The sequence below is a fragment of the Hippea jasoniae genome (genome assembly GCF_000744435.1).
In the GTDB taxonomy this organism is placed as follows: Bacteria; Campylobacterota_A; Desulfurellia; order Desulfurellales; family Hippeaceae; genus Hippea; species Hippea jasoniae.
The window spans coordinates 142,539-155,941 of sequence record NZ_JQLX01000013.1; the positions used below are offsets into that span (position 1 = coordinate 142,539).

15 protein-coding genes are annotated in these 13,403 nt (G+C 37.3%); 10 read left to right on the forward strand and 5 right to left on the reverse strand.

Going from position 1 to position 13,403, the window contains the following annotated elements:
* Nucleotides 1-20: 20 nt before the first annotated feature.
* The 3 genes from EK17_RS05585 to EK17_RS05595 are packed head-to-tail and all read left to right on the forward strand — an operon-like array spanning nt 21 to nt 2,874.
* Nucleotides 21-1,907 (forward strand): peptidylprolyl isomerase, encoded by a 1,887-nt coding sequence (locus EK17_RS05585; protein WP_035588378.1) that lies wholly within the window; start codon nt 21-23, stop codon nt 1,905-1,907.
* Nucleotides 1,904-2,557 (forward strand): endonuclease III domain-containing protein, encoded by a 654-nt coding sequence (locus tag EK17_RS05590; RefSeq protein ID WP_035588380.1) that lies wholly within the window; start codon nt 1,904-1,906, stop codon nt 2,555-2,557. The genes EK17_RS05585 and EK17_RS05590 overlap by 4 nt, the downstream gene beginning before the upstream one ends.
* Entirely contained in the window at nt 2,554-2,874 is a 321-nt protein-coding gene (locus tag EK17_RS05595) for a hypothetical protein (RefSeq protein WP_035588383.1), read from the forward strand. The genes EK17_RS05590 and EK17_RS05595 overlap by 4 nt, the downstream gene beginning before the upstream one ends.
* On the opposite strand, the gene EK17_RS05600 is transcribed toward EK17_RS05595, so the two are convergent.
* Genes EK17_RS05600 through EK17_RS05620 form a run of 5 tightly spaced genes read right to left on the reverse strand, consistent with a single transcriptional unit; the run spans nt 2,871 to nt 7,863 of the window.
* Nucleotides 2,871-4,046: an RtcB family protein gene (locus EK17_RS05600; RefSeq protein WP_035588385.1), complete on the reverse strand. Its 1,176-nt coding sequence runs from the start codon at nt 4,044-4,046 to the stop codon at nt 2,871-2,873. The genes EK17_RS05595 and EK17_RS05600 overlap by 4 nt on opposite strands.
* Nucleotides 4,024-4,989, reverse strand: coding sequence for a glycosyltransferase family 9 protein (locus EK17_RS05605; protein WP_035588388.1), 966 nt, complete (start codon nt 4,987-4,989; stop codon nt 4,024-4,026). The genes EK17_RS05600 and EK17_RS05605 overlap by 23 nt, the downstream gene beginning before the upstream one ends.
* Nucleotides 4,986-6,002, reverse strand: a complete 1,017-nt coding sequence (gene waaF, locus EK17_RS05610) for a lipopolysaccharide heptosyltransferase II (RefSeq protein ID WP_035588390.1) — start codon at nt 6,000-6,002, stop codon at nt 4,986-4,988. The genes EK17_RS05605 and waaF overlap by 4 nt, the downstream gene beginning before the upstream one ends.
* 50 nt (nt 6,003-6,052) lie before the next feature.
* Nucleotides 6,053-7,399 carry an aminopeptidase P family protein gene (locus tag EK17_RS05615; protein ID WP_035588595.1) on the reverse strand — a complete coding sequence of 449 codons (1,347 nt, stop codon included), beginning with the start codon at nt 7,397-7,399 and terminating at the stop codon, nt 6,053-6,055.
* A 2-nt stretch (nt 7,400-7,401) separates the two neighbouring features.
* Nucleotides 7,402-7,863 carry a DUF2284 domain-containing protein gene (locus tag EK17_RS05620; protein WP_035588597.1) on the reverse strand — a complete coding sequence of 154 codons (462 nt, stop codon included), beginning with the start codon at nt 7,861-7,863 and terminating at the stop codon, nt 7,402-7,404.
* 105 nt (nt 7,864-7,968) lie between these two features.
* Here EK17_RS05620 and EK17_RS05625 point away from each other — a divergent pair, with 105 nt between their 5' ends.
* Genes EK17_RS05625 through EK17_RS05655 form a run of 7 tightly spaced genes read left to right on the forward strand, consistent with a single transcriptional unit; the run spans nt 7,969 to nt 13,396 of the window.
* Complete coding sequence (locus tag EK17_RS05625; RefSeq protein ID WP_035588393.1) at nt 7,969-9,138, forward strand: iron-containing alcohol dehydrogenase; 1,170 nt, start codon at nt 7,969-7,971, stop codon at nt 9,136-9,138.
* Complete coding sequence (locus EK17_RS05630) at nt 9,139-9,336, forward strand: hypothetical protein (protein ID WP_035588396.1); 198 nt, start codon at nt 9,139-9,141, stop codon at nt 9,334-9,336. It begins immediately after the preceding gene.
* The gene (locus EK17_RS05635) at nt 9,336-9,839 is read left to right on the forward strand and encodes a hypothetical protein (RefSeq protein WP_035588399.1); all 504 of its coding nucleotides are present in this window, start codon (nt 9,336-9,338) and stop codon (nt 9,837-9,839) included. The genes EK17_RS05630 and EK17_RS05635 overlap by 1 nt, the downstream gene beginning before the upstream one ends.
* A gap of 1 nt (nt 9,840) precedes the next feature.
* Nucleotides 9,841-10,797 carry a 6-phosphofructokinase gene (locus tag EK17_RS05640; RefSeq protein ID WP_035588402.1) on the forward strand — a complete coding sequence of 319 codons (957 nt, stop codon included), beginning with the start codon at nt 9,841-9,843 and terminating at the stop codon, nt 10,795-10,797.
* 60 nt (nt 10,798-10,857) lie between these two features.
* On the forward strand, nt 10,858-11,391 hold the full coding sequence (locus EK17_RS05645; RefSeq protein WP_035588405.1) for a 2-oxoacid:acceptor oxidoreductase family protein: 534 nt from the start codon (nt 10,858-10,860) through the stop codon (nt 11,389-11,391).
* Nucleotides 11,388-12,527, forward strand: a complete 1,140-nt coding sequence (locus EK17_RS05650) for a transketolase C-terminal domain-containing protein (protein ID WP_035588408.1) — start codon at nt 11,388-11,390, stop codon at nt 12,525-12,527. The genes EK17_RS05645 and EK17_RS05650 overlap by 4 nt, the downstream gene beginning before the upstream one ends.
* A complete protein-coding gene (locus EK17_RS05655; protein ID WP_035588411.1) occupies nt 12,524-13,396 on the forward strand; it encodes a 3-methyl-2-oxobutanoate dehydrogenase subunit beta in 873 nt (290 codons plus the stop codon). The genes EK17_RS05650 and EK17_RS05655 overlap by 4 nt, the downstream gene beginning before the upstream one ends.
* Nucleotides 13,397-13,403: the final 7 nt, after the last annotated feature.

The window sequence follows — 13,403 nt, forward strand, 5'->3', positions numbered from 1 at the left end:
AAAGAGGTTGGAGGTTTTGGATGCTTGATTTTTTAAGAAAAAACATTAAGAAGTTTGCAATTTTTTTATGGATTGCAGCAATCGCTTTTATTGTTGGTGGTGCTTACCTGTTTATAAGAGGCCCGTTCAGTATGGGCTCAAACACAGCCATAGAGGTAGGTGATATCAAAATCTCGATGCCAGAGTTTCAAAAGACATACGACAGTGTTTATAACTTCTATGTTAATATGCTCAGTCAGCTAAAAGGTGGCAATATCAGCGATGAGGATATAAAACGGTTAAATATAAAGCAAAAAACTATCGACATGCTGGTTGAGCGTGCCCTGCTTCTAAATGAGGCAAAAAAAGAGGGGATTAAGGTAACAGATAAGGATGTGTTAAAGGCCATTGAATCGAATAAATATTTCTGGGTCAATGGTCATTTTTCTAAAGAAAAGTATCTTGCGATTTTGAAGGCTAACAATATCAACCCAAAGGATTATGAGGCATCTTTGAAGATTCAACTTTATATAAACAAGCTTAAAAGCAGGTTATTTAAGAATGTTAAAGTAACTCAAAAAGAGGTTAAAGACTTCTTTGAGAAGAATTACTCAAAAGTGGATCTAAAGTATGTTGTGTTTAATGCAGAAAAATATAAGAAGCTTGTGAAGGTGGATGATAAAAAATTAAAGGCTTTTTATGATAAATTCAAAGAAAAATACAGAGTGCCCACGCAGATTAAATTTAAATATATCGTTGTTCCACTAAGCTATGTTGAGAAAAAGGTTAAAGTCACAGATAACGATACACTTGCCTTTTATAACAACCATCCAGATTATTTTATGGTGCCTTTGAGGATCAAGGTGGCGCATATCTTGATAGCAAAAAAAGACAATGAGTCGGATAGCAAGCTCAAGGCAAAAGCAGAAAAAATATACAACATGATAATCTCAAAGAAGATTACATTTTCAGAGGCTGCAAAAAAATACTCAGATGACACCTATTCAAAGAATGTTGGTGGGGAGCTTGGCTATGTAACAAAAAATATGGTTGTTGATAAATTCTGGGAAAATATTGTTAAGCTTAAAAAAGGAGAGATATCCAAACCGTTTAAAACGCGTTTTGGTTATCACATTGCAAAGGTTGAGTATATTCAAAAGCCGTTTAAAAGGGCGTATAAGGATGTTAAAAAGCAGATTGAGGAGTATATTAAGCAGGCAAGGGCAAAGAAGATCTGGTTTGTTGAGGCTGATAAGATTTATGTAAAAGCAAGGGATTCTAAAAAACCTCTGGATGTGGTTGCAAAAGAGTTTGGCTTGGAAGTCAAAGAATCACCGTATATGTCTTTAAAAAATCCAAAACCACCATTTAGCTCAAAGATAATTCAAAACGCCCTGTTGAGCAACAAAGGGGCATTGCTTGGACCGGATTTGACATTTGCAGGCTATATTATCTACAAAGTAGAAGATAAGAAACCATCCTATATTCCGTTCTTCGATAAAATCAAAGATAAGGTGAGAAAAGATTTTATTAAATACGAAGCCTTAAAGCTTGCAAAAAAGAAAGCAGAAGAGTTTATCTCCTTAAAGGATAATTTTGATCAACTTGCAAAAAAAGCCAATTTAAAGATCCATTTAGTTAAAAACCTGACTAAACTTACACCTAATGATGATTTTCCATGCAGCTACAATCAGGAAACTGTAAATGAAATCTTCAATAATACCAAGAGTTATAAGGGGTTGTGCAAAGCAAAGGATAGCTTTTATGTGTTTGAGATAGCAGATAAGAAGTTTGATAACAAAGAGTTTGATAAGCTCAAAAAGAGCATAAAAAATCAGCTTTTGATGGAGAAAGAGGATAAGATATTAAGAGAGCTTATCTCAAAACTCAAAAAAGAGGTTAAGATAAAGATCAATCCAAAATTATGAAAAAAGATGACATCGATGAAGTTATAAAAAGACTAAGGGAGATCTATCCAGCATTAAGGGAGCCTGTGGTTACAACAATTGCAAAGGATAACGACCCTTTTAAGGTGCTTGTTAGTACAGTTTTAAGCCTCAGGACTAAGGATGAAACAACGTTAAAGGCTTCCTATAGGTTATTTGAAAAGGCCTCAAATGTTGAGGCCTTGGATAAGTTTGATGTTGAAGAGATAGAAAAACTCATATACCCTGTGGGTTTTTATAAAACAAAGGCAAAGAATTTAAAAAAGATAGCATCTATACTTATCAACAAATATGGCGGCAGGGTGCCATGTGAAATGGATGAACTGTTAAAACTACCCAATGTTGGCAGAAAGACGGCAAACCTGGTGCTTGCCAAGGGTTGCAATAAGGATGCGATCTGTGTTGATATTCATGTGCACAGAATCTCTAACAGGCTGGGTCTTGTTAAAACAAAAACTCCTGAAGAAACAGAGTTTGAGCTAATGAAGGTATTGCCCAGAAAATACTGGATTGAGTTTAACGACCTGCTTGTGCCTTTTGGTCAGAATATATGCAGGCCGATCTCTCCATTTTGCTCTAAATGCCCTGTGTATGAATTTTGCGATAGGGTAGGAGTTGAAAAACATAGATGAGCGAGCTTGAGGAGTATATTAAAAGCGGCAGGAAGTTAGCCTGGCTTGCGTATCTGGGTCTTTTAATGATAATACCGGCAATTGCTCAGAAGGATAATCCATACACTGTTTTTCACATAAAGCAGGGGCTTGTTTTGCTTTTTGCAAGTATCATCGATACCCTTTTTGTGTTTATACCATCAATTGGTGCTGATATTGCAACTATAGCATCCTTCTTTTTGTTGATTTTAAACATTATAGGTATTTACAACGCTTTGGCTGGAAAACTCAAGCCGTTACCTGTAATCGGTGGTTTTGCAAATCTTTTTGATTTTTAGCCCTTTATGACGGCAAGCGGCGTAAGCTCTACCACTGGCTCTATTAAATCCAGCTGGTTATTTATAACCTCTGATATATCTTTATAGGCAGAGGGTGCCTCATCTAAGTCTCTTTTTGATTTAAGCGAATGGATAATACCCATTTTATTGAGTTTTTTTATCTCTTCGGTGAGTGAAAGATTTTTTCTTGCTTTATGTCTGCTTAAAACCCTGCCTGCCCCATGAGATGAGCTTTTAAAGCTATCAGGATTGCCTTTTCCTGTAGCGATATAGGATTTTGAGCCCTGCGAGCCCGGGATAATACAGATATCACCCTCAAAGGCTCTAATTGCACCCTTTCTGTGTACCCATACCTTTTTTGAGAAGTGTTTTTCATAGCTTGCATAGTTGTGGATCACATCGTATTCTTTATCCACTATATCCTTTTTTGATAAAACCATCTCAAAAATATCTACAATTCTATTTGCCATCAGTTTTCTGTTTGATTTTGCATACTCTATCGCAAAATGCATCTCCTCAAGGTATGATTGACCTTCTAATGAATTTGTTTCTAAATACGCAAGCTCCCATGATGGTGGAATGGGGTAGCCTGCCTTTTCGTTAATCTTTTTTGCTATGTTATTGTAGTGGTCTGCTATCTGTTTGCCTAAATTTCTACTGCCTGAGTGGATCATTATCCAGATAAACCCATCGCTGCCTTTCTGGATTTCTATAAAGTGGTTTCCTCCACCAAGTGTTCCCAAGGAGTATAATGCGTTGTCATATTCTTTAAAGCAGATAAACGATCTGTTTAATTTTGATTTTTGTTTGGGCATCAGATCCTTATTTTGGGCTGTTTTGTGTTTTTCAAATCCAACGGGAATTGTGCCTTTTATTAGTTTTACAATAGCCTGAAGTGATCTTTTATCTATTTCTGTAAGAATTGTTTTTATTGCATGCATGCCGCATCCTATATCAACACCGACTGCATGAGGGATAACAACATCCTCAAAAGCAGCAACGGCACCGATGGGCATGCCAAAACCCTCGTGGACATCGGGCATAATGGCTATGTGGCTAAAGGCAAATGGCAGATTTGAAAGGTTTATAGCCTGTTTCAGAGCCCCCTCTTCGATTTTTTCAGTCCACAGCTTTATGGGAATTCTACCTTTATTTATAACTAACTTTATCATTCAATAACTCCAAAAGCCTGCTAAATACCTCAATGGGAGTTATAAGTTTCATGCAGGCTAAATCACCCCTTCTGCAGGAGTTTGAACCATGAAGACTGCACGGTCTGCAGGATAGCTGTTTTTCAATAACGATAGATCTACCTCTTGGTGCAAAACCAAACTCCTTAACAGTTGGCCCAAATATGGCAATTACAGGGATATTCAATGCAACGCCTAAATGCATCAGTGCAGAGTCGTTTGAGACAAATGCTATTGTTGATGCCATTTTTTTAGCTGTTTCTGATATGGATAATTTTCCTGCAAAGTTTATAATCTTTGAATTATTGTTTTTTACAAACTCGGCTATTGTTTTTTCCTCTTTTGAGCCAAAAAGCCAGACTTCAAAAGAAAGGTTTTTGACTATGAGGTGGGCAAGTGCACGGTAATACTCTTTAGGCCAGATCTTTGTTTGCCATTTTGCCCCCACGCCCATGCCTATGGCGTGTATCTTTTGTTGTTTATTAACTTCAATACGAGGCAGCGCGTTTTCTGAATTTATTCCTAAAAGCCTAAACTGGTCTTCTATGTTATCCTGGGTTTTTCTTTTAAAGATACCTGCTAATGTTTTATTTACCACAAGCAGACGTCTGTAAAATGAATGCTTATCTGCTGTTTTTTTGATTTTTGCTTCAACTAAATGCGAAAGCGTAAGACTTTTTGGGTTTTTTTGTAGATCTAGGATTATATCTACAGCCTTGATCGCTTCAGCTAAATCTTTAATATTTGAATCCTTTAATAAGAAAAGCTTATCGATGTAGCTTTGATCTTTTAAGATCCCTGCAAACTCCTCTTTTGTGGCAAAGTAGAGTTTTAAAGCAGGATAGTGAGATTTTATAAAATAGGCAAGCGCTGTTGACTGTATTATATCGCCTAATGATGAAAATCTAATCAATAACAGTTTCATAACAACTGCAAAGCTGTATCTATAACAACATGAGGTTTAATGTCTCTCATGCACTTAAAATGCTTTTGCTTGCAGCTTACACTACCATGTTTGCCGCAGGGCCTGCAGGGTAGGTTTTCAATCTGGATAATTTTGCTTTTTGAACTTAGAGGATAGAAGCCAAATTCAGGCACAGTAGGTCCGTATATCTCAATCGTAGGTGTGTTAAATGCACTTGCAATATGCACGGGGGCAGAATCGTTGCTAATTAGAAGCTTTGCCCATGCGATCAGATAGAATAGATCCTTTATACGGGTTTTGCCGGTTAGATCAATAATTCTATCATTGTTGTTTTTTACAAAATCTGCAATGGCTATGTCGTTTTGGGTGCCAATTAAGACAACCCAGTAGCCTTTTTTGGTAAGTTCTTCGGCTACCTCTTTGAAGTATTCTTTGGGCCATCTCTTCGTTGGCCATACAGATGATGGGTTGATAACAATAATCTTATCGCTACTGTTTATGCTGTATGCCTCAAATATCCCCTCGATAAAGCGTTTATTTTCAGCCGACCAGTATAATCTGATTTCGTTTATGTATTCTTTGAAGTTAAGTGGCTCAAGTAATTCTAAATTTTTTTCTACCTCATGGACTCCTGCAGGTTTTTTTATTCTGTGTGTATAAACAAAGCTTAGGTCTGCCTCTTTAAATCCAATTCTTGTTGGAATTTTACTAAAAAAGGCTATTGTGGATGTTCTAAAGCTTGTATGGGGAGCTATCAGGTAATCGAATCTGTAACCCCTGATTGTAGATACGAGTTTTTTTAAACCCAAAAAACCGTTATCCTCGCCATGTTTATCATAAGGAATGATTACATCGACTTTGGGATTTAAGCTGAAAACATCAACATTTGACGGTATTACTACAATCCCAATAAAAGCATCCCTGTCGTTGTGTTTAATTGTTTCTATTAAGGGCTCAGTTAGTATCGCATCCCCCAAAAAGGCAGTTTGAATAATCAAATACCGTTTTGACATCCCAAAAATAATACAAAAACACAGCTATATTTTCAAAATGTTTGGTTGTGCTATTTTGGAATGGCTTTGGATAGCAGAATGGCTTTGTCTGTTTTAATTAATACATCATCTTCAATTCTTATACCGCAAGAGTACAATTCTTCTAAATTTTTCTGATTGATAAATTCTTTTAAATTGGTTGATAGTGCTTGATTTATGAGGTTTTTGTTAAAGTAGATACCAGGCTCAATCGTGACAACATTACCTTCTTTTAGTTTTTTGGCAAGACGCAGACGCTTCAATAGCGGTTTATCTGAACGTTTATATGTTTCATTGTAACCTACTAAATCCTCAGAGAGCCCCTCCATATCGTGAACATCCAGTCCCAGCATATGACCTAAACCGTGAGGATAGAATACAGATATAGCTGAACTTTCAATAATTGCATCTATACTGCCTTTTAAAACGCCAAGCTGTTTTAGCCCATCTGCTAATATCCCTGCAGCCAAAAGATGTAGATCTACAAAAGCCACATCCTCTTTTGCTCTCTTAATGGACTCTTCATTTGCTTTCTTTGCAATATCGTAGATTTCCTTTTTTGTCTGGCTGACAGAATCAACAAAGAAACTGCGGGTAATATCGCTTGAATAGAACTCACTGTTTTCTACACCTATATCAACTATCAAAATATCACCTTTTTTAAGTGTGTGGGAATAGCTGGTATTGTGCAGGATTGCTCCTTTTGTAGTGATAATTGGTGTAAATGATGGTGTTGTGTTGTTTTCTATCGCTACTTTTACCATTTCCGCTAATAGTTGTTTTTCACTGATACCATCTTTTGCAAATTCTTTAATTCTATCAAAAATTTTAGCAGTTGTTTTGATTGAGTTTTCTATCTGCTTAACCTCCACCTCTTCCTTTATTGACCTTAGTTCAATGATAGCTTTTGTGAGTTTAATGCTTGAGAGATTTTCTACTTGTCTAAAGTCTATATCAAGCAGTGATGCTATTTTTAAGATTACATTATTTCTGATGGGCTTGGGGTAATATATCTGCTTGCTATGATGGTTTTTTAAAAAGGCTTGAAGTTTATCAAAGGGTAGTATGTTTTTTACACCACTTCGGTTTATAATGTAATCCTGTGTTAATGCGTTATCCATCCACAACCTATCCTCATCTGTTGGAAAGTTTATAAATAGGTATTCTGAGTCATCTGAAATATCTATTACAGCAGCAACAGAAGGAATATTTAGTCCAAAGAAGTATAAAAATGAACTATCCTGTCTGAAAGGATAGGGGTTTGCTTTAAAATTGTAAGCTACATCGTCGTTGCCTACAAACAGCAGCAAGCAGTTTTCATTTTTAAAGTATTGTTTGAGTTTGTTTCTCCTTGTAGTGAAAACTTCTTTACCAAACATATCTACTCCACAAGCAGTATGCCATATAGTACGGGTTCTTTAAAGTTGATTTCAGTTATACTTGAAAGCTCTATACCTATGGCATCTATTGAAGGTCTCAAAAATTCCCTTTTTGTACAGATGCCGTTTGTTTCAAAATTACAATCTGAACATATATTGCATGAGCCAGGAAAAAGTGCAAGGGCGTATATGTATGAATGTTTAAAAAACTCCTTTTCCTTTTTAAGCAGGAAAAACAGGATTTTTCTTTTTTCATTTTCAAAATCATTCATGTCTATTTCAAACTTAAATAGGATAGCTTTATGGTAATGCTTAAGTAGTTCTTTTGTTTGAGTGTAGTCTGGGGCAAAAGGAGGGCATCCTGCCCTTTTTGAGTAGTTTGAGCAGCTAAAGCATTTCCATACAGGTCTTGGAGAAACAACAATATTTGATGCAACTATCGTTTTTTCAAAAATCAGTTTCACTCTCATATTATACGCCTATGATTCTTGCTATTCAATATCTGCTGTTGTTGATTTTTTTAACACCTCAGGGTATATTTTTCTAAAGCTTGCAGGCGGAGGATAATGATGAAGGGGTTTAGCTATTTTGCACCGCTAAGAATAATATTTGAAACAGGGGCAATAAATAAGATCGGTCAGGTATGCGCAAGAAACGGCAGGCGGGTTTTGCTTGTAGTGGGTAAAAATCACCTGTTTAGAAACGGTGTTATAGATGTTATTTTTGATGCATTTAAGAGAGTCGAAAAAATAGAGGAGATTGAAGTTTTTAATGAGACACCTCAAAATCCGGATAGTGAGTCTGTTGAGAAGGCAAAGCAATTGATTTTATCAAAACAGCTGGATATTGTTGTGGCTGTAGGTGGTGGCTCTGCAATGGATCTTGCAAAGGCAGCCTCAATATGCGCAAAAAACAATTTAAATTTTATAGATGTTTATAAGCATCCACGGCTTCCCCTTCTGGATGCCTATCCTATTGTTTGTTCGCCAACCACATCAGGCTCAGGCAGTGAGGTAACAAAATATGCAGTAATTAACGAAAACAGCTTAAAGATCAAAGTGGCAATAGGCTCAGAGGCGCTGTTTCCCAGGGTTTCATTAATTGATCCACAACTAACATACACGATGCCCAAAGAGGTTATTGCGAACACGGGATTTGATGCACTATCCCATGCAATAGAGGCGTTTAGCTCAAAATCATCATCGCCCATCACTGATGCCTACTGCAGAGAGGCTATTTCGATTATAGGTGTTCATCTACCGCAGGCTTTTAATAAAAATAAAGAATCTATGGATAATATGTCTTTGGCTGCCATGTTTGCTGGAATGGCTTTGAATGTTGGCAGGGCGAGCCTTCCCCATGCACTTGAACATGCACTAAGCGCCTACAACCCTTCTCTGCCTCACGGTTTGGGTTTATCCATGGTGATGCCCGGGTTTTTAAAAAGGGCTTATAGGTGTAATTTAGAAAAGTTTGCCCAGGTTGCCTACCTGCTTGGGGAGGATATCTCAAACAAAAAGCTTGATGATGCTGCAAAACTGTGTGTTGATGCGGTTGAAAAACTAAAAAGCAGGATTGGCTTAAATAAGAATCTTAAAGATTTTGGTTTTGATAAGAAAACAGTTGATGAAATGGTTGAAAACACGCTCTGGACGATGGAACATGGTATAAAAAATAGTCCGTGTGAGTTTAGTGTTAACGATATTAAAAACATTTACTATGAGGCTTTGGAGGAATAGATGAAGTTTATTGTTGCCTTTATGCTTTTTGCATTGCTTGTCAGTGCCTCATCCTGCACCCCATTGGTTGTGGGTTCTGCGGCAGCAGGTGGAGCTTATGTGGGTTATAAATTGGGTCAAGAAGGCTACTCTATCAAGATTACAAAACCTGTAAAAGGCACAAAGCCAGAGGGCTCTCAAAGTCAGGTTAACAAATAATGGGTATAACAGACTGGATTATAAAATTACAAAATTCAAAGTTTGCCCGCAGATTTCAGTATGAGCCCTATATTATAAGGTCTGTTGAGTTTGTTGATCCAAAGGGTAGTGAAAAAATACTTGTAGTCTACAGAGAAGTTGACTACTTCAAATCCCTTGCCGTTAGACTGATGAAGAATGAGGATAATTATTACGGTGTTGATATTGAGCAGTCTGGTGAGATAGAGGAAAACGGATTTGATAAAGTTGTTTTTTTTGTTAGCGTGTATTATGCAACACCTCAGAAGATTAAGCAGCTTGCCCTGAAGGCAAAAAATGGTGGAAAAATATACTGCATCTGCTTTCTGAAAGGGAGTTTGTTTTTTGAAACAACACTAAAGATTACCGATAAGTCGGCCTTCAATCTATTGGGTAGGGAGATTGAGCTTTTTGAGGGTTTTAAAAAAACAGAAGAGGTGGATTTTAAAAAAGAGCATATAAAGATAGCTGTGTTTGAGGTGTGATATGAAGATAGGAATATTCACATCAGGTGGAGATGCAGCTGGGATGAATCCGGCGATTAAGGCTTTTGTTGAGCTTGCAATAGAAAACTCCTTTGAGCCGTATTTTATATACGATGGACTGGAGGGATTAATAGACGGTAAGATTGAAAAGGCGGATTTTCATATGGTTGCTGGTATTTTGCACAGGGGAGGAACGATATTAAGGTCCTCTCGTTCAAAAAGGTTTTATGACAAAAAATACAGACAAAAAGCTTTCGATAACTTAGAAAAACACGGTATTGAGCGTCTGATTGTGCTTGGAGGTGATGGCTCGTTTAGAGCAATGGATGTTTTTTATAAAGAGTTTGGAATAAATTTTGCAGGGATTCCTGTTACAATCGACAACGACATATATGGAACAGACTACTGCCTTGGTGTGGATACGGCGTTAAATGTTATAAGGCATCTGCTTGATAATATAAGGGATACCGCATCATCTTTTGGAAGGGCTTTTGTTGTTGAAACAATGGGAAGAAGCTGTGGATATCTGGCTATTGTTTCGGCTATTGCAAGCGGTGCAGAGATCTGTATAGCACCTGAGCTTGAGGTTGATTTTGAAGGCATAAAAAAGAGGCTTAAAAGAGAAATTGAAAACGGTAGAACTTATATTCTTGCTGTTGTTGGTGAAGGGAGCAATATGACTGAAACAGTCAGAGATTTTTTGTTGAATGAACTAAAATTTGATACACGTGTTACTGTGCTTGGTCATGTGCAAAGAGGGGGAAATCCCACAATATTTGACCGCTTAATGGCTTATAAATTCGTTGAATGTGCAATTGAACATATAAAAGAAAACATTCACCATATGGTTGGCTTTAAGAATAGTAAATTTTATCTTATTGATATAGATAGTGTAGCAAACAACAAATATAAGTTAGATGACTTTCTTATAAAACTTGCCCAGACAAAAGCTGTTTAGTTATTTACAATATTTATCCTTTTTTCTATAATGGTGAAACTTTCTTTTGAGGGGTGGCTGATGAAGGAAATTGGTTTACACGGTCGCGGAGGACAGGGAGTTGTTATGGCAGGTGAATTACTTGCCAATATCTATTTTTATGAAGGCTATGAGGTTCAGTTTATGCCTTCGTATGGTGCAGAAAGAAGGGGGGCTCCATCCAATGCATTTGTGAGAGTGGATAACAAAAAGGTTTTAAACCGTTATTCTATTCTGGTTCCCGATGAGATTATTGTTTTTAATATAACATTGCTTAGTAACTTAAAGCTAAAAGATAACGGAGTTGCCTTATTGAACTATCCAGATGGATTATCAAAGAAAGTTTCTGATGCTAAGATTTTTTGCGTTGATGCAAGGTCCATTGCAAATCAACTTAAACTTGGAACAGCTGCTATGCCACTTGTCAATACGGCTATGCTTGGGGCATATTGCAGGGTTTCTAAAGATTTTTCTTTTGATACGCTTAAGAGGGTGTATGAAGATAAAATGGGAAGCAGGGCTTCGTTAAATATCAGGGCAGCAGAATTAGCCTATGAAAGTGTGAGGGAGATATGAGCAAAAGAGTAGTTTTAGGTGGAAATGATGCAGTTGCTTATGCTGTTAAACAAAGCTATGTTGATGTAGTAAGTGCATATCCAATAACACCACAGACATCGATAATTGAAAAGATAGCGTCTTTTATAGCAAAGGGAGAGATGGATGCAACTTTTATAAGAGTTGAATCTGAACATTCTGCAATGGCAGCTGCTATGGGTGCCTCTGTTGCTGGCTCAAGAGTATTTACAGCAACAAGCTCTCAGGGTTTACTTTTAATGCATGAGGTGTTGCACTGGGCAGCAGGCGATGGTTTGCCGATTGTAATGGCAAATGCAAACAGAGCTGTAGCACCTCCATGGAGTATATGGGCTGAGCAGACAGACTCATTATCCCAGAGGGATACAGGCTGGATTCAGTTTTATTGCTCCAATGCTCAGGAAGTTTATGATTTAGTCTTTATTGGATTTAGACTTGCTGAGGCTGTATCCAATCCTGTTATGGTTTGTATGGATGGATTTTTATTAACACACACCAAAGAGCCTGTAGATGTATTTGAGGAAGAAATAAAACCTTTTATACAGAAGAAAGATAAATGGAACATCCTTGATGTTGAAAATCCACAAGCGATTGGTGCTTTGGCTTTTCCAAACGATTATATGCCTATAAAGATTCAGCAGAACAAAAGAATTCTTTCAGCATTAGAGAAATTTGATGAGATTTCAAAAGAATTTGAGGCTATTGCAAATCGTAGACATGAAAAGGTTTATATATATCCAGATAACACAGCCGATGTTGCTGTTGTTACAATGGGATCTTTGGCTGAGACAGCAAGAATAGCTGTTGATAATTTAAATAGCTACGGTATCAAATCAAAATTGGTTAAGATAAACATGTTTAGGCCATTTCCAAAAGAGGAGTTAAAAAAAGCCATAGGTGATAGCAAATATGTTGTAGTGTTTGACAGAAACATATCTATGGGTAAAGGTGGTATTGTCAAGGATGAGGTTGCAGGCAGTTTGGGTTTATCAAACGCCATAGGTGTTGTTTGCGGCCTTGGTGGTGTGGATGTTACAGAAAAAGATATAGAGAAAGTAATAAAAAAAGTTGTTGATGGAAAGATAACAGAAGATTTTATTTTGTGGGGTGAGATATGAAAATTCCTCAAAGAGAGATTTTAAAACCCAACCATCTGGCATGTCCTGGATGTGCCGCAGCTTTGGCTATGAGACTTGCTTTAAAGGCTTTGGGTGATAAAACGATGATCGTAATACCAGCATGTTGCTGGACTGTTATAAATGGAACCTGGGGCAATAACTACGCTGGTGTTCCTGTGTTTCATGCACCGTTTGCAACAACTGCCGCGGTTGCTGCAGGCATTAAGGCTTCATTAGATAAACAGGGCAAAACAGACATAACGGTTATGGGCTGGGCAGGTGATGGAGGCACATTTGATATAGGTCTGCAGGCGTTAAGTGGTGCAGCAGAAAGAAACGATGATATTATTTATGTTTGCTACGACAATGAGGCTTATATGAATACAGGCATTCAGAGGAGTTCTGCTACGCCTGTGGGAGCTGAGACTACAACAACACCTGCGCCTATTGTTAAGCAAAGACCAAAGAAAGATTTAATGGAAATTGTTGCAAGCCATTTTGTGCCGTATGTTGCATCTGCCACTGTGGCATATCCCACAGATTTGATTAAGAAATTTGAGAAGGCGAAGTCTTTTAAAGGATTTAAGCTTATACACATTTTTTCACCATGTCCGCCAGGGCATAAGTTTCCTGAGAATAAATCTATAGAGGTATCAAAACTTGCAGTAGAAACAGGCGTTTTCCCGCTTTATGAAATTGAGTATGGCAAGTATAAGATCAATAAAAAACCCAAGTTCAGACCGCTTGAGGATTACCTTTCCCTGCAGGGTAGGTTTAAAAATATCACTCAGAAAGAGATTGATGAACTGAAAGAGTTGATAAAGGTTAGATGGGAAAGGATAAACGAAAGAACTCAGGGTAGCCTATAGGGGGAGC

What these genes read in the sequence shown, in the direction of transcription:
- EK17_RS05585 (WP_035588378.1), top strand. Translation starts at nt 21, where the DNA reads ATGCTTGATTTTTTAAGAAAAAACATTAAGAAGTTTGCAATTTTTTTA.
- EK17_RS05590 (WP_035588380.1), top strand. Translation starts at nt 1,904, where the DNA reads ATGAAAAAAGATGACATCGATGAAGTTATAAAAAGACTAAGGGAGATC.
- EK17_RS05595 (WP_035588383.1), top strand. Translation starts at nt 2,554, where the DNA reads ATGAGCGAGCTTGAGGAGTATATTAAAAGCGGCAGGAAGTTAGCCTGG.
- EK17_RS05600 (WP_035588385.1), bottom strand. Translation starts at nt 4,046, where the DNA reads ATGATAAAGTTAGTTATAAATAAAGGTAGAATTCCCATAAAGCTGTGG.
- EK17_RS05605 (WP_035588388.1), bottom strand. Translation starts at nt 4,989, where the DNA reads ATGAAACTGTTATTGATTAGATTTTCATCATTAGGCGATATAATACAG.
- waaF (WP_035588390.1), bottom strand. Translation starts at nt 6,002, where the DNA reads ATGTCAAAACGGTATTTGATTATTCAAACTGCCTTTTTGGGGGATGCG.
- EK17_RS05615 (WP_035588595.1), bottom strand. Translation starts at nt 7,399, where the DNA reads ATGTTTGGTAAAGAAGTTTTCACTACAAGGAGAAACAAACTCAAACAA.
- EK17_RS05625 (WP_035588393.1), top strand. Translation starts at nt 7,969, where the DNA reads ATGAAGGGGTTTAGCTATTTTGCACCGCTAAGAATAATATTTGAAACA.
- EK17_RS05630 (WP_035588396.1), top strand. Translation starts at nt 9,139, where the DNA reads ATGAAGTTTATTGTTGCCTTTATGCTTTTTGCATTGCTTGTCAGTGCC.
- EK17_RS05635 (WP_035588399.1), top strand. Translation starts at nt 9,336, where the DNA reads ATGGGTATAACAGACTGGATTATAAAATTACAAAATTCAAAGTTTGCC.
- EK17_RS05640 (WP_035588402.1), top strand. Translation starts at nt 9,841, where the DNA reads ATGAAGATAGGAATATTCACATCAGGTGGAGATGCAGCTGGGATGAAT.
- EK17_RS05645 (WP_035588405.1), top strand. Translation starts at nt 10,858, where the DNA reads ATGAAGGAAATTGGTTTACACGGTCGCGGAGGACAGGGAGTTGTTATG.
- EK17_RS05650 (WP_035588408.1), top strand. Translation starts at nt 11,388, where the DNA reads ATGAGCAAAAGAGTAGTTTTAGGTGGAAATGATGCAGTTGCTTATGCT.
- EK17_RS05655 (WP_035588411.1), top strand. Translation starts at nt 12,524, where the DNA reads ATGAAAATTCCTCAAAGAGAGATTTTAAAACCCAACCATCTGGCATGT.